Annotated in this window: 17 protein-coding genes; 16 read left to right on the plus strand and 1 reads right to left on the minus strand. The window is 70.1% G+C overall.

Annotated elements, in window-relative coordinates; all coding sequences use genetic code 11:
• Window positions 1-101 precede the first annotated feature (101 nt).
• From mltG to nusB, 10 genes are all read left to right on the plus strand, one after another.
• Entirely contained in the window at window positions 102-1784 is a 1683-nt protein-coding gene (gene mltG / locus OG729_RS32865) for an endolytic transglycosylase MltG (protein WP_405809546.1), read from the plus strand.
• Window positions 1781-2611 (plus strand): shikimate dehydrogenase, encoded by an 831-nt coding sequence (locus tag OG729_RS32870; protein ID WP_405809547.1) that lies wholly within the window; start codon window positions 1781-1783, stop codon window positions 2609-2611. Before mltG ends, OG729_RS32870 begins: the two co-directional genes overlap by 4 nt.
• Window positions 2612-2844: 233 nt before the next feature.
• On the plus strand, window positions 2845-4029 hold the full coding sequence (gene aroC / locus OG729_RS32875) for a chorismate synthase (protein ID WP_405809549.1): 1185 nt from the start codon (window positions 2845-2847) through the stop codon (window positions 4027-4029).
• Entirely contained in the window at window positions 4026-4544 is a 519-nt protein-coding gene (locus OG729_RS32880) for a shikimate kinase (protein ID WP_360882263.1), read from the plus strand. Before aroC ends, OG729_RS32880 begins: the two co-directional genes overlap by 4 nt.
• Window positions 4541-5656, plus strand: coding sequence for a 3-dehydroquinate synthase (gene aroB / locus OG729_RS32885; protein WP_360882261.1), 1116 nt, complete (start codon window positions 4541-4543; stop codon window positions 5654-5656). The genes OG729_RS32880 and aroB overlap by 4 nt, the downstream gene beginning before the upstream one ends.
• Window positions 5653-6093: a type II 3-dehydroquinate dehydratase gene (gene aroQ, locus OG729_RS32890; RefSeq protein ID WP_405809550.1), complete on the plus strand. Its 441-nt coding sequence runs from the start codon at window positions 5653-5655 to the stop codon at window positions 6091-6093. The genes aroB and aroQ overlap by 4 nt, the downstream gene beginning before the upstream one ends.
• Before the next feature lie 123 nt (window positions 6094-6216).
• On the plus strand, window positions 6217-7326 hold the full coding sequence (locus OG729_RS32895) for an AAA family ATPase (protein WP_405809552.1): 1110 nt from the start codon (window positions 6217-6219) through the stop codon (window positions 7324-7326).
• Between the two features lie 69 nt (window positions 7327-7395).
• Window positions 7396-8502, plus strand: a complete 1107-nt coding sequence (locus tag OG729_RS32900; RefSeq protein WP_360882255.1) for an aminopeptidase P family protein — start codon at window positions 7396-7398, stop codon at window positions 8500-8502.
• A gap of 60 nt (window positions 8503-8562) precedes the next feature.
• The gene (gene efp, locus OG729_RS32905) at window positions 8563-9129 is read left to right on the plus strand and encodes an elongation factor P (protein WP_360882253.1); all 567 of its coding nucleotides are present in this window, start codon (window positions 8563-8565) and stop codon (window positions 9127-9129) included.
• Window positions 9130-9131: 2 nt separating this feature from the next.
• A complete protein-coding gene (nusB, locus tag OG729_RS32910) occupies window positions 9132-9560 on the plus strand; it encodes a transcription antitermination factor NusB (RefSeq protein WP_355836572.1) in 429 nt (142 codons plus the stop codon).
• Window positions 9561-9749: 189 nt separating this feature from the next.
• Here the strand turns inward: nusB and bldD are convergent, their stop codons facing one another.
• A complete protein-coding gene (bldD, locus tag OG729_RS32915; RefSeq protein ID WP_266489365.1) occupies window positions 9750-10250 on the minus strand; it encodes a transcriptional regulator BldD in 501 nt (166 codons plus the stop codon).
• A 222-nt stretch (window positions 10251-10472) separates the two neighbouring features.
• On the opposite strand from bldD, the gene pyrR reads away from it, so the two are divergent.
• The 6 genes from pyrR (at window position 10473) to carB (ending at window position 18460) form a co-directional block, all read left to right on the plus strand.
• Entirely contained in the window at window positions 10473-11051 is a 579-nt protein-coding gene (gene pyrR, locus OG729_RS32920) for a bifunctional pyr operon transcriptional regulator/uracil phosphoribosyltransferase PyrR (protein ID WP_360882251.1), read from the plus strand.
• Between the two features lie 145 nt (window positions 11052-11196).
• A complete protein-coding gene (locus OG729_RS32925) occupies window positions 11197-12177 on the plus strand; it encodes an aspartate carbamoyltransferase catalytic subunit (RefSeq protein WP_360882249.1) in 981 nt (326 codons plus the stop codon).
• 2 nt (window positions 12178-12179) lie between these two features.
• On the plus strand, window positions 12180-13466 hold the full coding sequence (locus OG729_RS32930; RefSeq protein ID WP_405809553.1) for a dihydroorotase: 1287 nt from the start codon (window positions 12180-12182) through the stop codon (window positions 13464-13466).
• Window positions 13463-14026 (plus strand): hypothetical protein, encoded by a 564-nt coding sequence (locus tag OG729_RS32935; RefSeq protein WP_360882245.1) that lies wholly within the window; start codon window positions 13463-13465, stop codon window positions 14024-14026. Before OG729_RS32930 ends, OG729_RS32935 begins: the two co-directional genes overlap by 4 nt.
• Complete coding sequence (gene carA, locus OG729_RS32940; RefSeq protein ID WP_360882242.1) at window positions 14023-15159, plus strand: glutamine-hydrolyzing carbamoyl-phosphate synthase small subunit; 1137 nt, start codon at window positions 14023-14025, stop codon at window positions 15157-15159. Before OG729_RS32935 ends, carA begins: the two co-directional genes overlap by 4 nt.
• Window positions 15152-18460, plus strand: a complete 3309-nt coding sequence (gene carB, locus OG729_RS32945; protein WP_405809555.1) for a carbamoyl-phosphate synthase large subunit — start codon at window positions 15152-15154, stop codon at window positions 18458-18460. Before carA ends, carB begins: the two co-directional genes overlap by 8 nt.
• Window positions 18461-18481 lie beyond the last annotated feature (21 nt).

Below are 18481 nucleotides of genomic sequence, written 5' to 3' on the forward strand. Positions count from 1 at the left end.
CGATACGGTAACGTTCCGCGCGATGCGGCGATGTTCGAACAGCTGCCGCACAGCAAAGAGGCGGGACCGTGCGATACCTGCCTCGCGGCCCTAGGGGATCGATGACTGAGTATGGCCGGGGCCCCGGCTCCGAACCGTGGCATCCCGAGGACCCTTTGTACGGGGACCAGGGATGGGAAGGACAGCAGGCCGCAGCCGGCCAGAGTCCGTACGGCGGCCAGCCGCAGCAGCAGTACCCGCAGCAGCCGCAGCAGTACGGCACCCAGGATCCGTACCAGCAGCAGTACAACGATCAGCAGCAGTACGCCCAGCAGCCACAGCAGTATCCCCAGCAGCCGCAGCAATACCCCCAGCAGCAATACCCCCAGCAGCAGTACAACGGCGGCTGGGACACGGGCCAGCACGCCGCCATGCCGTACGGAGCGAATCCCGCCGATCCCTACGGCGGCCAGCAGCCCGGCTACGGCAGCCGGCAGGAAGCCGACTACTACGCCACGCCGGAGGCCTATCCGCCGCCGCAGCCCCCCGGCAGGCGCGCGCCGGAGCCGGAGTCCGACTGGGAGGCCGAGGCGCAGCAGGAGGAGACCCACCCCTTCTTCACCGGCGACGACGGCCGTGACGACGACAGCGAGTACGACGACGACCCGCAAGAGTCGCGCCGGGGCGGCGGCCGTGAGCGCCGCGGCAAGACCAAGAAGAAGAGCAGGAACGGCTGCGCCTGCCTGGTCGTCGCTCTCGTCCTTACGGGCGGCCTGGGCGGCGCCGGCTACTTCGGCTACCAGTTCTGGCAGGGCCAGTTCGGTGCGCCCGAGGACTACACGGGCAAGGGATCCGGCTCGGCGCAGGTCGAGATCCCCAAAGGTGCGGGTCTGAGCGAGATCGGTGCCATCCTCAAGGAAGCAGGCGTCGTCAAGAGCGCGGGTGCCTTCGTCGCGGCGGCAAACAACGACCCCAAAGGTAAGTCGGTACAGGCGGGCGTCTACCTCCTGAAGAAGCAGATGTCCGGAGCGAGCGCCTTCGCGTTGATGCTCGACCCGGTCAGCCGCAACAACCTGATCATTCCCGAGGGCAAACGCAACCTCTGGGTCTACGAACAGATCGACAAGCGCCTCGAGGTCAAGGCCGGCACCACCAAGGCCGCCGCCGAGGCAAACGCCAAGAAGCTCGGCCTGCCGTCCTGGGCTGATGACAACCCGGACATCAAGGATCCGCTCGAAGGCTTCCTGTTCCCGGCGAGTTATCCCGTCGCCAAGGGCATGAAGCCCGAGGCCGTCCTGGCGAAGATGGTGGCCCGCGCCAACGAGGAGTTCGGCAAGACGGACCTCAAGGCCGAGGCCGCCAGGCTGGGCCTGAAGTCGCCGCTCCAGGTGCTCACCGTCGCCAGCCTCGTGCAGGCCGAGGGCAAGTACAAACACGACTTCGAAAAGGTCTCGCGGGTCGTCTACAACCGGCTCAAGCCGAACAACGCCGAGACGGTCGGGCGGCTGGAGTTCGACTCGACGATCAACTACATCAAGAGCGACAGCAAGCTGGATCTCGGCGCCGTCGACAATCTGCGGAAGATCAAGGATCCGTACAACACGTACGCCATCAAGGGGCTGCCGCCCGGACCGATCGGGAACCCGGGCCAGGTCGCCTTCAACTCGGCTCTGAAGCCCACGCCCGGCCCGTGGTACTACTTCGTGTCGGTCACCGAGGACAAGACGGTCTTCGCGGTCACCAACGAGGAGCACGAGCTCAACCGCAAGAAGTACGAAGCACAGCAGGAGAAGAACGGCCAGTGAGCACTCCGACGCGGCGGGCGGCGGTTCTTGGATCGCCGATCGCCCACTCGCTCTCCCCGGTGCTGCACCGCGCGGCTTACGCGGAACTCGGCCTCGCTCACTGGTCGTACGACCGGTTCGAGGTGGACGAGGCCGCGCTGCCCGGATTTCTGGACGGGCTCGACGGCTCCTGGGCCGGTCTTTCGCTGACCATGCCGCTCAAGCGCGCGATCCTGCCGCTGCTCGACGGCATCAGCGACACCGCGGCCTCGGTGGAGGCCGTCAACACCGTCGTCTTCACCGATGACGGCCGCCGCATCGGCGACAACACCGATATCCCCGGCATGATCGCCGCGCTGCGCGAGCGAGGAGTCGACAAGGTCGACTCGGCCGCCGTGCTGGGCGCCGGAGCGACGGCTTCGTCCGCGCTCGCCGCGCTTTCGCGGATCTGTACGGGACCGGTCACCGCGTATGTCCGCAGTGCGGCCAGGGCCGACGAAATGCGCGGTTGGGGCAAGCGGCTCGGCGTCGAGGTGCATATCGCCGACTGGGCCGAGGCGGACCTGGCGCTGCGGGCGCCACTGGTCATCGCCACCACCCCGGCAGGCGCCACGGACGACCTCGCGGCCGAGGTGCCCGAGCGGCCGGGGACGCTCTTCGACGTGCTGTACGAGCCGTGGCCGACGGCGTTGGCCGCCGCGTGGTCGGCACGGGGCGCAGCCGTCGTCGGCGGCCTCGATCTCCTCGTTCACCAGGCCGTACTCCAGGTCGAGCAGATGACGGGCCGCGCACCCGCCCCGCTGGCGGCCATGCGGGCCGCCGGGGAGCAGGCGCTCGCCGCCCGTTAGGATCCCTGGATCGCAACGAACCGCAGTACGGACAGGGCCGCGGTGCCGACTATCTCGGTTCGTACGCGCCACCGAGGCGTCCCGACGGCGACGGGGACTGACCGCGCGGGCGTCCGGTTGCTGGACCGCAGACCGGGTCACGGCCACGGACGTGGGAGGATCGGGAGTGGCGGGCCAGGGCCGCGCACCCGGTCGCGCCGTCGCAGTTCCAGGCGCGAGCAGGAGGAGCACCGTTGAGCAGGTTGCGTTGGCTGACGGCGGGGGAGTCGCACGGACCCGCACTGGTGGCGACGCTGGAGGGTCTTCCCGCCGGTGTGCCCATCACCACGGAGATGGTGGCGGACCACCTGGCCCGGCGGCGCCTGGGCTATGGGCGCGGCGCACGGATGAAGTTCGAGCGCGACGAGGTCACCTTCCTGGGCGGGGTGCGGCACGGACTGACGATGGGCTCGCCGGTTGCGGTCATGGTGGGCAACACGGAGTGGCCGAAGTGGGACAAGGTCATGGCCGCGGACCCGGTCGATCCCGACGAGCTCGCTCAGCTGGCGCGTAACGCGCCGCTGACCCGGCCGCGTCCCGGGCATGCGGACCTGGCAGGCATGCAGAAGTACGCGCTGGACGAGGCCCGGCCGATCCTGGAGCGGGCGAGCGCCCGCGAGACGGCGGCGCGCGTCGCACTCGGCGCGGTGGCCCGCTCGTACCTGAAGGAGACCGCCGGGATCGAGATCGTCTCCCACGTCATCGAGCTGGCGTCGGCGAAGGCTCCGTACGGCGTGTACCCGACCCCTGCTGATGTCGAGCAGCTGGACGCGGATCCGGTGCGCTGCCTTGACGCGGACGCGTCGAAGGCGATGGTCGCGGAGATCGACCAGGCGCACAAGGACGGCGACACCCTGGGCGGTGTGGTGGAGGTCCTCGCGTACGGAGTACCGGTGGGGCTGGGCTCTCATGTGCACTGGGACCGTCGTCTCGACGCGCGACTCGCCGCCGCCCTGATGGGCATCCAGGCGATCAAGGGTGTCGAGGTCGGGGACGGGTTCGAGCTGGCGCGGGTGCCGGGTTCGAAGGCGCACGACGAGATCGTGCCGGGCGAGGACGGCATCCGGCGCGCGTCGGGCCGTTCCGGCGGCACCGAGGGCGGTATGTCGACGGGTGAGCTGCTGCGCGTACGGGCGGCGATGAAGCCGATCGCGACGGTGCCGCGTGCTCTGGCCACGGTGGATGTGGCCACGGGCGAAGTGGCTCAGGCTCACCACCAGCGCTCGGACGTGTGCGCGGTGCCGGCGGCAGGGATCGTCGCGGAGGCGATGGTCGCGCTGGTGCTGGCGGACGCGGTCGGGGAGAAGTTCGGCGGCGACAGCGTGACCGAGACCCGGCGCAACGTCCAGTCGTACCTCGACAACCTCCACATCCGGTGAACGTCCCGCTGATCGTCTTGGTCGGGCCCATGGGCTCGGGCAAGTCCACCGTGGGCGAGCTGCTCGCGCAGCGGCTCGGCGTGCCCTACCGGGACACCGACGCCGACATCGTCGCGGCCCAGGGTCGGGAGATCTCGGACATCTTCGTCGACGAGGGCGAGCCGTACTTCCGTGAGCTCGAGCGGCAGGCCGTACAGGACGCGGTCGCCGAGCACCGGGGCGTGCTCGCCCTCGGCGGTGGCGCGATCCTCGACGACTCGACCCGAAAGCTGCTGACCGGGCTGCCCGTCGCCTATCTCTCGCTGGACGTGGAGGAGGCGGTCAGGCGGGTCGGCCTCAACCAGGCGCGGCCGCTGCTCGCCGTCAATCCGCGGCGCCAGTGGCGCGAGCTGATGGACGCACGCCGCCCGCTGTACACGGAGGTGGCCCGCGCTGTGGTGGCCACCGACGACCGCACCCCCGAAGAGGTCGCCCAAGCGATCCTCGACGCCCTCAAGCTGGAGAAGCAGGCATGACGGACCAGGCTGTGACCCGTATCCAGGTCGGCGGTACGGAAGGCTCCGAACCGTACGAGGTACTGGTCGGCCGACAGCTCCTCGGCGAGCTGCCGGGGCTCATCGGCCGTGCTGGGGGTCCCCCCGCCGGAGGTAGGGGGCGCGTCGCAGTGATCCACCCCGAGGCGCTTGCCGAGACCGGCGAGGCGGTCCGCCAGGACCTCGCCGACCAGGGGTACGAGGCCGTGGCCATCCAGGTGCCCAACGCCGAGGAGGCCAAGACCGTCGAGGTCGCTGCGTACTGCTGGAAGGCGCTCGGCCAGACCGGCTTCACCCGCAGCGATGTCATCGTCGGGGTCGGTGGCGGGGCCACCACCGACCTGGCCGGGTTCGTCGCCGCGACCTGGCTGCGCGGAGTGCGCTGGATCGCCGTGCCGACCACGGTGCTCGCCATGGTCGACGCGGCCGTCGGCGGCAAGACGGGTATCAACACCGCCGAGGGCAAGAACCTCGTCGGGGCCTTCCACCCGCCGGCCGGGGTGCTGTGCGACCTCAGCGCGCTGGACTCGCTCCCCGTCCACGACTACGTCAGTGGCATGGCCGAGATCATCAAGGCGGGCTTCATCGCCGACCCGGCCATCCTCGACCTGGTCGAGGCGGACCCCGAGGGCGCTCGCACACCGGCCGGGCCGCACACGGCCGAGCTGATCGAGCGCTCCATCCGGGTCAAGGCGGAGGTCGTCTCCAACGACCTGAAGGAATCCGGACTTCGCGAGATCCTCAACTACGGCCACACCCTCGCCCACGCGATCGAGAAGAACGAGCGCTACAAGTGGCGTCATGGCGCGGCGGTCTCGGTCGGCATGGTCTTCGCCGCCGAACTCGGCCGTCTCGCGGGGCGGTTGGACGACGCGACCGCCGACCGGCACCGTTCGGTCCTCGAGTCGGTCGGACTGCCGCTCACCTACCGCGGCGACCAGTGGCCCAAGCTTCTGGAGACCATGAAGGTCGACAAGAAGTCGCGCGGCAATCTGCTCCGGTTCATCGTGCTCGACGGACTCGCCAAGCCGACCGTGCTCGAGGGCCCGGATCCGGCCGTCCTGCTGGCCGCGTTCGGAGAGGTGTCCGCATGACCCGTCAGGTACTGGTCCTCAACGGCCCCAACCTGGGGCGGCTCGGCTCCCGGGAGCCCGACGTCTACGGCGCGACCTCCTACGCCGGTCTGGTGGAGGCGTGCCAGGCGCTCGGCAAGGAGCTGGGCTTCGACGTCGACGTACGGGAGACGAACGACGAGGGCGAGATGATCCGCTGGCTGCACGAGGCCGCGGACGGCTCAATTCCGGTCGTTCTCAACCCCGGTGCCTTCACGCACTATTCGTACGGGATGCGTGATGCGGCCGCCCAGCGGACCGCGCCGCTGATCGAGGTGCACATCTCGAATCCGTACGCACGAGAGGCATTTCGGCACACATCGGTCGTCGCGGCGATTGCCAGCGGCACGATTGCGGGCTTCGGCATCGGCTCGTACCGACTCGCGCTGCACGCCCTGGCCGAAGAATTGACTGCCTGACAGGGCACTTTGGACCGTCCCCGGCCGTTCCCCAAGTGGCGGCCGGGGGAGGTACCGTTCGGTAGCACGGCGGCCGAACAGCCGCCTGACCAGCGTCAGTCGTACGAATCGGAGTGGCACCGGATGCAGCACGCAGTGGGGGCTCCGCTGCCGCCGCCCCAGGGACCGGGGCACGGACAGACCGGATGGACACACAGCGCCCAGCACCCCGGGCCGCCGCCGGGAGCACCCGGGGGCCCACCACCGCCTCAGCCGCCTGCCGGCCCGTCGCACCCGCAAGGCCGACCGCCCGCCGGACCGCCGCATCCCGCGGCTCCTGCCGGCCCTCCGCACCCCGCGGCTCCCGCCGGACCCCCGCCTGGTCCGCCCGCCGGACCGCCGCCGCCCCAGGGCCCGCAGCCCGGTGGCCCGCACCCCTCGGGGCCTCCGCAGGGCCGCCCGCCCGCCGGACCTCCGCACCCGCAGGGCCAGCCGCCCGCCGGACCGCCGCAGCCCCGTGGCGGGCACCCCGCCCCCGGCTGGACCGATCCCTCCCCCCGGCACGCCTCCGCGCAGCCGCCCTCCCGCGAAACGACGGGGCACATCCCGCTGCCGCCCGGCGGACCGGTTCCCATACCCTCCCCCATAGCTTCGCCTGGGGGGACCCCCACGCCACCGGCCGACAGCGGCACCGGCGCGGCCACCCTCGCCGTCCTGCTGATCGGCCCGGCCGGTGCGGGCAAGACCACCGTGGCCAGACACTGGGCCGCCGGCCGCCGCGTCCCCACCGCGCACATCAGCCTCGACGACGTACGCGAATGGGTCTGCTCCGGCTTCGCCGACCCCCAGTCCGGCTGGAACGACCACTCCGAGGCCCAGTACCGCCTGGCCCGCCGCACCTGCGGCTTCGCCGCCCGCAACTTCCTGGCCAACGGCATCTCCTGCATCCTCGACGACGCCGTCTTCCCCGACCGCCCGGTCGTCGGCCTCGGCGGCTGGAAGCGACATGTCGGCCCCGGACTGCTGCCCGTCGTCCTGCTCCCGGGCCTTGAGATCGTGCTGGAGCGCAACGCCGAGCGGAGCGGCAACCGCCGTCTCTCGGACGAGGAAGTCGCCAGCATCCACGGCCGGATGGCCGGCTGGTACGGATCGGGACTGCCCATCATCGACAACTCGAAGTACGACGTGGAGACCACGGCACGCGTCCTGGACGAGGTGCTGGCCCGGTCCATCGCCAGCCCGCCGAACTGGTAGCCCGCGGGCCCACCCCCGGTCGGACGCGCTGACCGGGCCGGGCCGCGCCTGCGCTCGTAGGCTCGGAACATGTCAGAGGTGTTTGGGGTCCGCCGCAGCCGACTGCGCGACCGGTGCGCAGCGACCGGCAGCGCCGGAGTCCTGATCTCCCGTCCCGCCAATGTGCGCTATCTCGCCGGCGGCGCGCCGCACGGCGCCGTCCTGCTGCTCGGCTCCGGCGAAGACATCCTGCTCTGCCCCCGTACGCCCACCGGCGATCCCGCGGACGGCCGCCTGGACGAACAGCTGCGGCTGACCGTGCTGTCCACCTCGGCCGGTGATCCCGCGGTCGCGGCCGTCGAGGTGGCGCGCACCGCAGGCGTGGAGTCGCTCGCCGTCGAGGAGCACCATCTGACGGTCGCCAGGCACCGGGCGATCGGCTCGGTCGCGCCCCTGCTGCGCCTCGCCGACCTCGGTCTCGCCGTGGAGCAGCAGCGGATCGTCAAGGACGAGGAGGAGATCGCCTGCCTGCGGATCGCGGCCGAGATCACCGACCAGGCCCTCGGCGAGCTGCTGGAGTCGATTCTGGTGGGCCGCACGGAGCGGCATCTCGCCCTGGAGCTGGAGCGGCGGCTCGTCGACCACGGGGCCGACGGACCTGCCTTCGCGACCTCGGTGGCCACCGGGCCCAACTCGGGCCGCGGCGGGCACCGTCCCACCGACCGCCGCGTCGAGGAGGGTGACTTCCTCTCGGTCTGCGTCGGCGCGAACTACCGCGGCTACCGGTGCGAGATCGGGCGTACGTTCGTCATCGGCACGACTCCCGCGGACTGGCAGATCGAGCTGTACGACCTTGTCTTCGCCGCTCAGCGGGCCGGCCGCCAGTCCCTCGCACCGGGCGCCGCGTATCGCGACGTGGACCGTGCGGCCCGCCAGGTCCTGGACGCGGCGGGCCATGGTGAGGGCCTCGCACCGCTCACCGGGCACGGCGTCGGGCTCGAAATCGACGAGGACCCGCAGCTGGCGCCTGCGGCCATGGGTAAACTGGACGCTTGCGTGCCGGTCACCGTCGAACCGGGGGTCCACATCCCGGGACGGGGCGGGGTCCGGATCGATGACACGCTCGTCGTGCGCCAGGAGGCGGACGGCGGACCCGAGCTACTCACCATCACGACCAAGGAGCTGCTCGCGCTCTAGCTCCGCTGCAGCGCGCTTCCTCGGTCGTCCACCAGCGTCAGTCCAGGAGATTCCGCAACCGTGGCTTCCACGAACGACCTCAAGAACGGCATGGTGCTCAAGCTCGACGGAGGCCAGCTCTGGTCCGTCGTCGAGTTCCAGCACGTCAAGCCCGGCAAGGGCCCCGCCTTTGTGCGCACCAAGCTCAAGAACGTGCTCTCCGGCAAGGTCGTCGACAAGACGTTCAACGCCGGCGTGAAGGTCGAGACGGCCACCGTTGACCGCCGCGACATGCAGTTCTCGTACATGGACGGCGAGTACTTCGTCTTCATGGACATGCAGACGTACGACCAGCTGCACATCGACCGCAAGGCCGTGGGCAACGCCGCCAACTTCCTGATCGAGGGCTTCACCGCCAGCGTCGCTCAGCACGAGGGCGAGGTGCTCTACGTCGAGCTGCCCGCCGCCGTCGAGCTGACCATCCAGCACACCGACCCCGGTGTCCAGGGCGACCGCTCCACGGGTGGCACCAAGCCCGCCACGCTGGAGACCGGCTTCGAGATCGGTGTCCCGCTCTTCATCACCACCGGTGAGAAGATCAAGGTCGACACCCGCTCCGGCGAGTACCTCGGCCGGGTGAACAGCTAACCGTGGCTGCCCGGAACAAGGCCCGTAAGCGTGCCTTCCAGATCCTCTTCGAGGCCGACCAGCGCGGGGCGTCCGTGCAGACGGTCCTCGCGGACTGGGTACGGCACTCACGGACCGACGACCGGCAGCCGCCGGTCGGCGAGTACACGATGGAGCTCGTCGAGGGGTACGCGCAGTACGCGGACCGGATCGACGACCTCATCGCCACCTATGCGGTCGGCTGGACCCTGGACCGGATGCCGGTCGTCGACCGCAACATCATCCGGCTCGGTGCGTACGAACTCGTGTGGGTCGACGAGACCCCCGACGCGGTGGTGATCGACGAGGCGGTGCAGCTCGCCAAGGAGTTCTCCACCGACGAGTCCCCGTCGTTCGTGAACGGCCTGCTCGGCCGCTTCAAGGACCTCAAGCCGAGCCTGCGCCGCGACTAGCGGCCGTCGGGGCTCCGCCCCGAAGCCTTTTTGCCCTCGATCGCCGGGCGGACTGACCTTCAGTCCGTCCGGCGTTTGAGCACACAGGGGTTATGGGGACGAAGCCCTCAGGGGCTCACCAACGCATCGGAGGGCGGACCCGCACATAGCGGGTCCGCCCTCCGACGTGACGTTTCTCCTGGAGTGGTGTCAGCCCTCTTCGTGGGTCACCGCGCGCCGCGCGTCCGCGTCCAGCACGCCCCAGCTGATGAGCTGCTCGGTCAGGACCGAAGGCGACTGGTCGTAGATCACGGCAAGCGTGCGCAGGTCGTCCTGGCGGATCGACAGCACCTTGCCGTTGTAGTCGCCGCGCTGGGACTGGATCGTGGCGGCATAACGCTGCAGCGGGCCCGCCTTCTCCTGCGGCACATGGGCAAGCCGCTCCAGGTCGAGGACGAGCTTCGGCGGCGGCTCGGCGGCCCCGCCCGGCGTGGTGCCAGGAAGCAGTTCCTGCACCGGGACGCCGTAGAAGTCCGCAAGCTCGGCGAGGCGCTGCACGGTCACCGCGCGGTCGCCACGCTCGTACGAGCCGACCACGACGGCCTTCCAGCGGCCCTGGGACTTCTCTTCGACGCCGTGGAGGGAAAGCCCCTGCTGGGTGCGGATGGCGCGGAGCTTGGCCCCGAGCTGTTTTGCGTATTCGCTGGACATATAGCTCCCCGGACGCTGGGACAACGTGCGGCTCCGCCGCGCGGTTGGTAACTCACTGTGAGGTTACGCAGCGTTACTTGGATGCGTCAAGCCGAAATGGTCCGACCGGTCTGTTGTCAGGGCCGCGACCGGCGCCCCGGCCCGGCCCTGGTACCGTAGGTGGCGCAATTTAGACGTCCTTTAAGGTCCGTCCCGTGAGGCGGAGAAGGAGGTCCGTTTCATATGGACGCACAGCACAGCCCTGATGTGGCACGCCCCGTTCTGGAGGCGCCCGACATCGCGCGGGTTCTGACCCGCATCGCCCACGAGATCGTCGAACGCGCCAAGGGCGCCGACGACGTGGTGCTTCTCGGCATTCCGACCCGCGGAGTCTTCCTCGCCCGCCGGCTGGCCGACAAGCTCGAAGAGATCACCAGCCGCAAGATCCCGGTCGGCTCGCTCGACATCACCATGTACCGCGACGACCTGCGCATGCGGGCTCCCCGCGCGCTGGGCCGCACCGAGATCCCCGGTGACGGCGTCGACGGCCGGCTGGTCGTCCTGGTCGACGACGTGCTCTTCTCAGGCCGCACGATCCGCGCCGCGCTCGACGCGCTCGGCGACATCGGCCGGCCCCGCGCCGTGCAGCTCGCGGTCCTCGTCGACCGCGGCCACCGTGAACTCCCGATCCGCGCCGACTATGTCGGCAAGAACCTCCCCACGTCGCTGCGGGAGACGGTCAAGGTCCAGCTCGCCGAGGAGGACGGTCGCGACACCGTGCTGCTCGGTCTGCGAGAGACCGCCCCGGCGGGCGAGCAGTAGCAACACCCCTCGTACGACCGGTGATCCGCCGTACGACCGAGCCTGCCCGTCCGCATGCCTGCCGGGCCTTCCGGGAGCTGCCACACCAGCGGCCGACGCCGCGGGCCCCGGACCCCCGACCTCCACAGACCTGGAGAACACCCAGATGAAGCGCCACCTCATCTCGGCCGCCGACCTCACCCGCGACGACGCCGTGCTGATCCTCGACACCGCCGAGGAGATGGCCCGGGTCGCCGACCGGCCGATCAAGAAACTGCCGACCCTGCGCGGCCGCACCGTCGTCAACCTCTTCTTCGAGGACTCGACGCGGACCCGGATCTCCTTCGAGGCCGCCGCCAAGCGGCTCTCCGCGGATGTCATCAACTTCTCAGCCAAGGGGTCGTCGGTCTCCAAGGGCGAGTCGCTGAAGGACACCGCGCTGACCCTGGAGGCGATGGGCGCGGACGCCGTCGTCATCCGGCACGGCGCCTCCGGAGCCCCCTACCGGCTCGCCACCTCCGGCTGGATCGACGGGGCGGTCGTCAACGCTGGCGACGGGACCCACGAGCACCCCACCCAGGCGCTGCTCGACGCCTTCACCATGCGCCGCAGGCTGGTCGGGGCCGACGCCGGCATAGGGCGCGGTCTGGACGGCCGCCGGATCACCATCGTCGGCGACATCCTGCACAGCCGGGTGGCCCGCTCCAATGTCCTGCTGCTGAACACCCTCGGCGCCGAGGTCACCCTGGTCGCCCCGCCGACACTGGTGCCGATCGGCGTCGAGCACTGGCCGTGCGAGGTGTCGTACGACCTCGACGAGGTGCTGCCGAAGTCCGACGCGGTGATGATGCTGCGCGTGCAGCGCGAGCGGATGAACGCCGCCTTCTTCCCGACCGAGCGTGAGTACTCGCGCCGCTACGGCCTGGACGGTGACCGCATGGCCCGGATGCCCGAACACGCCATCGTCATGCACCCGGGACCGATGAACCGCGGCATGGAGATCACCGCCCAGGTCGCCGACTCCGACCGTTGCACGGCCGTCGAGCAGGTCGCCAACGGCGTCTCGACCCGCATGGCCGTCCTGTACCTGCTTCTGGGCGGCAATGAGCCCGCCGTCAGCCACACCCGTACCGAGGAGACCAAGTAACGATGAGCAAGATCCTGATCCGTGGTGCGAAGGTGCTGGGCGGCGAGGTCCAGGACGTCCTGATCGACGGCGAGACCATCGCCCAGGTGGGTACGGGCCTTCCCGCCGAGGGCGCGACGGTGATCGAGGCCGAGGGCCAGATCCTCCTCCCCGGCCTGGTCGACCTGCACACCCACCTCCGTGAGCCGGGCCGCGAGGACTCCGAGACCGTCCTCACCGGCACCAAGGCGGCTGCCGTCGGCGGCTTCACCGCCGTGCACGCCATGGCCAACACCTTCCCGGTCGCCGACACCGCCGGTGTCGTCGAGCAGGTCTACCGCCTCGGCAAGGAGTCCGGCTACTGCGACGTGCAGCCCGTCGGCGCCGTCACCGTCGGCCTGGAGGGCAAGCAGCTCGCCGAGCTCGGTGCGATGCACGACTCCGCCGCCGGTGTGAAGGTCTTTTCCGACGACGGCAAGTGCGTCGACGACGCCGTGATCATGCGCCGCGCCCTGGAGTATGTGAAGGCCTTCGACGGCGTCGTCGCCCAGCACGCCCAGGAGCCCCGCCTCACCGCGGGCGCCCAGATGAACGAGGGCGTCGTCTCCGCCGAGCTGGGCCTGGGCGGCTGGCCGGCCGTCGCCGAGGAGTCGATCATCGCCCGCGACGTCCTCCTCGCCGCCCACGTCGGCTCCCGCGTCCACATCTGCCACCTCTCCACCGCGGGCTCGGTCGAGATCGTCCGCTGGGCCAAGTCCAAGGGCTGGAACGTCACCGCCGAGGTGACCCCGCACCACCTGCTCCTCACCGACGAGCTTGTGCGTACGTACAACCCCGTCTACAAGGTCAACCCGCCGCTACGCACCGAGGCCGACGTGCTGGCCCTGCGTGAGGCCCTTGCCGACGGCACCATCGACTGCGTCGCCACCGACCACGCCCCGCACCCGCACGAGGACAAGGACTGCGAGTGGGCCGCGGCCGCCATGGGCATGGTGGGTCTGGAGACCGCGCTCTCCGTCGTCCAGCAGACGATGGTCGACACCGGCCTGATCGACTGGGCGGGCGTCGCGGACCGGATGTCCTTCCGCCCGGCGCAGATCGGCCGCCTCGAGGGCCACGGCCGCCCCGTCTCGGCAGGTGAGCCCGCAAACCTCACGCTCGTCGATCCGGCATACCGTGGACTCGTGGACCCCGCGGGCTTCGCATCCCGCAGCCGCAACACCCCCTACGAGGGCCGTGAGCTGCCGGGTCGCGTCACCCACACCTTCCTGCGGGGCCGTGCCACGGTCGTCGACGGGAAGCTCGCGTGACAACTCTCATCATCCTGGCCGCCGAGGAGAAGTCGGCGGAGGTGACCAACTGGTCCGGCCGCATCGGCTGGGTGGTCGGACTGCTGCTCTTCGTCGCCTTCGTCTACTGGCTGATGCGCCAGGGATGGAAGTGGCGCGGCAGCCTCCAGTCCGACCTCCCCGAGCTGCACACCGTGCCCGAGTCGCCGGGCGAGCCGACACTGAAGCTGACCGGCCGCTACCACGGCTCCACGACCGCGGGGCAGTGGCTGGACCGGATCGTGGCCCACGGCCTGGGCGTGCGGAGCCGGGTCGAGCTCAGCCTCACGGACGCGGGTCTTGAGGTCGTACGCCCCGGGGCGAACGACTTCTTCGTCCCGAAGGCGGCCCTGCGCGAGGCCAGGCTGGACAAGGGCATCGCAGGCAAGGTCCTCACCGAGGGCGGGCTCCTGATCGTCACCTGGGCGCACGGCGAAAGGCTGATCGACTCCGGCTTCCGCTCCGACCAGGCGGCCGAACAGGCCGCCTGGGTCGACACCATCAACAGCATGATCAACACGACGGAAGGCACCGCACGATGACGACCTCCACTCGGGGAGCCGCCAAAGCTCCCGCCGTACTCGTCCTGGAGGACGGCCGCACCTTCCGCGGCCGCGCCTACGGGGCCGTGGGGGAGACCTTCGGCGAGGCGGTGTTCAACACCGGCATGACCGGCTACCAGGAGACGCTCACCGACCCGTCGTACCACCGCCAGGTCGTCGTGATGACCGCCCCGCACATCGGCAACACCGGCGTCAACGACGAGGACGACGAGTCCAAGAAGATCTGGGTCGCCGGGTACGTCGTACGGGACCCCGCCCGCGTCCCGTCCAACTGGCGCTCGCAGCGCACGCTCGACGACGAACTCGTCGCCCAGGGCGTCGTCGGTATCAGCGGCATCGACACCCGCGCGCTGACGAGGCACCTGCGCGAGCGCGGCGCGATGCGCGTCGGCATCTTCTCCGGCGAGGCTCTCGCCGACGAGGCGACCCTGCTCGCCCGGGTGCAGGAAGCCCCCCAGATGAAGGGCGCGAACCTGTCCGCCGAGGTCGCCACCACCGAGGCGTACGTCGTGCCCGCGATCGGTGCGAAGAAGTTCACCGTGGCCGCAATAGACCTCGGCATCAAGGGTATGACCCCGCACCGGATGGCCGAGCGCGGCATCGAGGTGCACGTCCTGCCCGCCACCGCCACGGTCGACGAGGTGTACGCGGTCAACCCCGACGGCGTCTTCCTCTCCAACGGTCCCGGCGACCCCGCCACCGCCGACCTGACCGTCGTCAAGGGCGTTCTCGAGCGCAGGACGCCACTCTTCGGCATCTGCTTCGGCAACCAGCTGCTCGGCCGCTCGCTCGGCTTCGGCACGTACAAGCTGAAGTACGGCCACCGCGGCATCAACCAGCCCGTGCAGGACCGCTCCACCGGCAAGGTCGAGGTCACCGCGCACAACCACGGATTCGCCGTCGACGCGCCGCTCGACAAGGTTTCCGACACCCCTTACGGCCGCGCCGAGGTCTCCCACGTCTGCCTCAACGACAACGTGGTCGAGGGCCTTCAGCTGCTCGACCAGCCGGCCTTCAGCGTCCAGTACCACCCCGAGGCGGCCGCGGGCCCGCACGACGCCGCGTACCTCTTCGACCGCTTCGTAACCCTGATGGAGGGCCAGCGTGCCTAAGCGCTCCGATATCCAGTCCGTCCTGGTCATCGGCTCCGGCCCGATCGTCATCGGCCAGGCAGCCGAGTTCGACTACTCCGGCACCCAGGCCTGCCGGGTCCTCAAGTCCGAGGGTCTGCGCGTCATCCTGGTGAACTCCAACCCGGCGACGATCATGACCGACCCGGAGATCGCCGACGCCACCTACGTCGAGCCGATCACCCCGGAGTTCGTCGAGAAGATCATCGCCAAGGAGCGCCCCGACGCGCTGCTGCCCACCCTCGGCGGCCAGACCGCGCTCAACACCGCGATCTCCATGCACGAGCAGGGTGTGCTGGACAAGTACGGTGTCGAGCTCATCGGCGCCAATGTCGAGGCGATCAACAAGGGCGAGGACCGCGACCTGTTCAAGGGCGTCGTCGAGGCCGTCAACGCCAAGATCGGTCACGGCGAGTCCGCCCGCTCCGTCATCTGCCACTCCATGGACGACGTCCTGGGGGGCGTCGACGAGCTCGGCGGCTACCCCGTGGTCGTACGGCCCTCGTTCACGATGGGCGGCGCCGGCTCCGGCTTCGCGCACAACGAGGACGAGCTGCGCCGCATCGCCGGCCAGGGCCTCACGCTCTCGCCGACCACCGAGGTGCTCCTCGAGGAGTCCATCCTCGGCTGGAAGGAGTACGAGCTGGAGCTGATGCGCGACAAGCACGACAACGTCGTGGTCGTCTGCTCCATCGAGAACTTCGACCCGATGGGCGTGCACACCGGCGACTCGATCACCGTCGCCCCGGCGATGACGCTGACCGACCGTGAGTACCAGCGGCTGCGTGACGTCGGCATCGCGATCATCCGCGAGGTCGGCGTGGACACGGGCGGCTGCAACATCCAGTTCGCCGTCAACCCCGACGACGGCCGGATCATCGTCATCGAGATGAACCCGCGCGTCTCGCGCTCCTCGGCGCTCGCGTCGAAGGCGACCGGCTTCCCGATCGCGAAGATCGCCGCCAGGCTCGCCGTCGGCTACACCCTCGACGAGATCCCCAACGACATCACCGAGAAGACCCCGGCGTCCTTCGAGCCCACGCTCGACTACGTCGTGGTCAAGGTGCCGCGGTTCGCCTTCGAGAAGTTCCCCTCCGCCGACGCCACCCTCACCACCACCATGAAGTCGGTGGGCGAGGCCATGGCGATCGGCCGGAACTTCACCGAGGCGCTGAACAAGGCGCTGCGCTCGCTGGAGAAGAAGGGCAGCCAGTTCTCCTTCACCTCAGAGCCCGGCGACAAGGCGGGGCTGCTGGAGACCGCCAAGGTCCCCACCGACGGCCGGATCAACACCGTCATGCAGGCCATCCGCGCGGGCGCCACTCCCGAGGAGGTCTTCGAGGCGACCAAGATCGACCCGTGGTTCGTGGACCAGCTCTTCCTGATCAAGGAGCACGCGGACGAGCTCGCCGCCGCCGAGAAGCTCGACCCCGAGCTGCTCTCGGACGCCAAGCGCCACGGTTTCTCCGACGCCCAGATCGCCGAGATCCGCGGGCTGCGCGAGGACGTCGTACGCGAGGTGCGGCATGCGCTGGGCATCCGCCCGGTCTACAAGACGGTCGACACCTGCGCCGCCGAATTCGCCGCCAAGACCCCGTACTTCTACTCCTCGTACGACGAGGAGAGCGAGGTCGCGCCGCGCGAGAAGCCGGCCGTGATCATTCTCGGCTCCGGCCCGAACCGCATCGGCCAGGGCATCGAGTTCGACTACTCCTGTGTCCACGCCTCCTTCGCGCTGAGCGACGCGGGCTACGAGACCGTGATGGTCAACTGCAACCCCGAGACCGTCTCCACCGACTACGACACCTCCGACCGGCTCTACTTCGAGCCGCTCACGCTGGAGGACGTACTGGAGATCGTGCACGTCGAGTCGCTGGCCGGGCCCATCGCCGGCGTCATCGTCCAGCTCGGCGGCCAGACCCCGCTGGGTCTCGCGCAGGCGCTCAAGGACAACGGCGTGCCGATCGTCGGCACCTCGCCCGAGGCCATCCACTCCGCCGAGGACCGCGGCGCCTTCGGCCAGGTGCTCGCCGACGCCGGTCTCCCGGCCCCCAAGCACGGCACCGCGACCACCTTCGCCGGGGCCAAGGCCATCGCCGACGAGATCGGCTACCCCGTCCTCGTACGCCCCTCCTACGTGCTCGGCGGGCGCGGCATGGAGATCGTGTACGACGAGGCGCGTCTTGAGGCGTACATCGCCGAGTCCACCGAGATCAGCCCCACCCGGCCGGTCCTGGTCGACCGCTTCCTCGACGACGCGATCGAGATCGACGTGGACGCCCTGTACGACGGCACCGAGCTCTACCTCGGCGGCGTCATGGAGCACATCGAGGAGGCCGGTATCCACTCCGGCGACTCGGCGTGCGCGCTGCCCCCGATCACCCTCGGCGGCTTCGACATCAAGCGGCTGCGGGCCTCGACGGAGGCCATCGCGAAGGGCGTGGGCGTCCGCGGACTGATCAACATCCAGTTCGCGCTGGCGGGCGACATCCTGTACGTCCTCGAGGCCAACCCGCGTGCCTCGCGGACCGTCCCCTTCACCTCGAAGGCGACCGCCGTGCCGCTCGCGAAGGCCGCCGCCCGCATTTCGCTGGGCGCGACCATCGCCGAGCTGCGCACCGAGGGCCTGCTGCCGGCGAACGGCGACGGCGGCACGCTCCCGATGGACGCGCCGATCTCCGTCAAGGAGGCCGTGATGCCGTGGTCGCGCTTCCGCGACATCCACGGTCGCGGTGTGGACACCGTGCTCGGCCCGGAGATGCGCTCCACCGGCGAGGTCATGGGCATCGACTCGGTCTTCGGGACGGCGTACGCCAAGTCGCAGGCGGGTGCCTACGGCCCGCTGCCCACCAAGGGCCGGGCGTTCATCTCCGTCGCCAACCGCGACAAGCGCTCGATGATCTTCCCGGCGCGCGAGCTGGTCGCGCACGGCTTCGAGCTGCTCGCCACGTCCGGCACGGCCGAGGTGCTCAAGCGCAACGGCATCAACGCCACGATCGTGCGCAAGCAGAGCGAGGGCCAGGGCCCGAACGGTGAGCGGACCATCGTCCAGCTGATCCACGACGGCGATGTGGATCTCATCGTCAACACCCCGTACGGAACGGGTGGCCGCCTCGACGGCTACGAGATCCGTACGGCGGCGGTGGCCCGCTCCGTACCGTGCCTGACCACGGTGCAGGCGCTCGCCGCGGCCGTCCAGGGCATCGACGCGCTCAACCGCGGTGATGTGGGCGTCCGTTCACTCCAGGAACACGCGGAACACCTGACCGCGGCCCGCGACTAGCAAACGGCGAGGGGGACACCG

The sequence above is a fragment of the Streptomyces sp. NBC_00210 genome, assembly GCF_045160975.1.
In the GTDB taxonomy this organism is placed as follows: domain Bacteria; phylum Actinomycetota; class Actinomycetes; order Streptomycetales; family Streptomycetaceae; genus Streptomyces.

What these genes read in the sequence shown, in the direction of transcription:
- mltG (WP_405809546.1), top strand. Translation starts at nt 102, where the DNA reads ATGACTGAGTATGGCCGGGGCCCCGGCTCCGAACCGTGGCATCCCGAG.
- OG729_RS32930 (WP_405809553.1), top strand. Translation starts at nt 12,180, where the DNA reads ATGAGCAAGATCCTGATCCGTGGTGCGAAGGTGCTGGGCGGCGAGGTC.
- OG729_RS32895 (WP_405809552.1), top strand. Translation starts at nt 6,217, where the DNA reads ATGCAGCACGCAGTGGGGGCTCCGCTGCCGCCGCCCCAGGGACCGGGG.
- OG729_RS32925 (WP_360882249.1), top strand. Translation starts at nt 11,197, where the DNA reads ATGAAGCGCCACCTCATCTCGGCCGCCGACCTCACCCGCGACGACGCC.
- carA (WP_360882242.1), top strand. Translation starts at nt 14,023, where the DNA reads ATGACGACCTCCACTCGGGGAGCCGCCAAAGCTCCCGCCGTACTCGTC.
- OG729_RS32900 (WP_360882255.1), top strand. Translation starts at nt 7,396, where the DNA reads ATGTCAGAGGTGTTTGGGGTCCGCCGCAGCCGACTGCGCGACCGGTGC.
- pyrR (WP_360882251.1), top strand. Translation starts at nt 10,473, where the DNA reads ATGGACGCACAGCACAGCCCTGATGTGGCACGCCCCGTTCTGGAGGCG.
- aroB (WP_360882261.1), top strand. Translation starts at nt 4,541, where the DNA reads ATGACGGACCAGGCTGTGACCCGTATCCAGGTCGGCGGTACGGAAGGC.
- aroQ (WP_405809550.1), top strand. Translation starts at nt 5,653, where the DNA reads ATGACCCGTCAGGTACTGGTCCTCAACGGCCCCAACCTGGGGCGGCTC.
- bldD (WP_266489365.1), bottom strand. Translation starts at nt 10,250, where the DNA reads ATGTCCAGCGAATACGCAAAACAGCTCGGGGCCAAGCTCCGCGCCATC.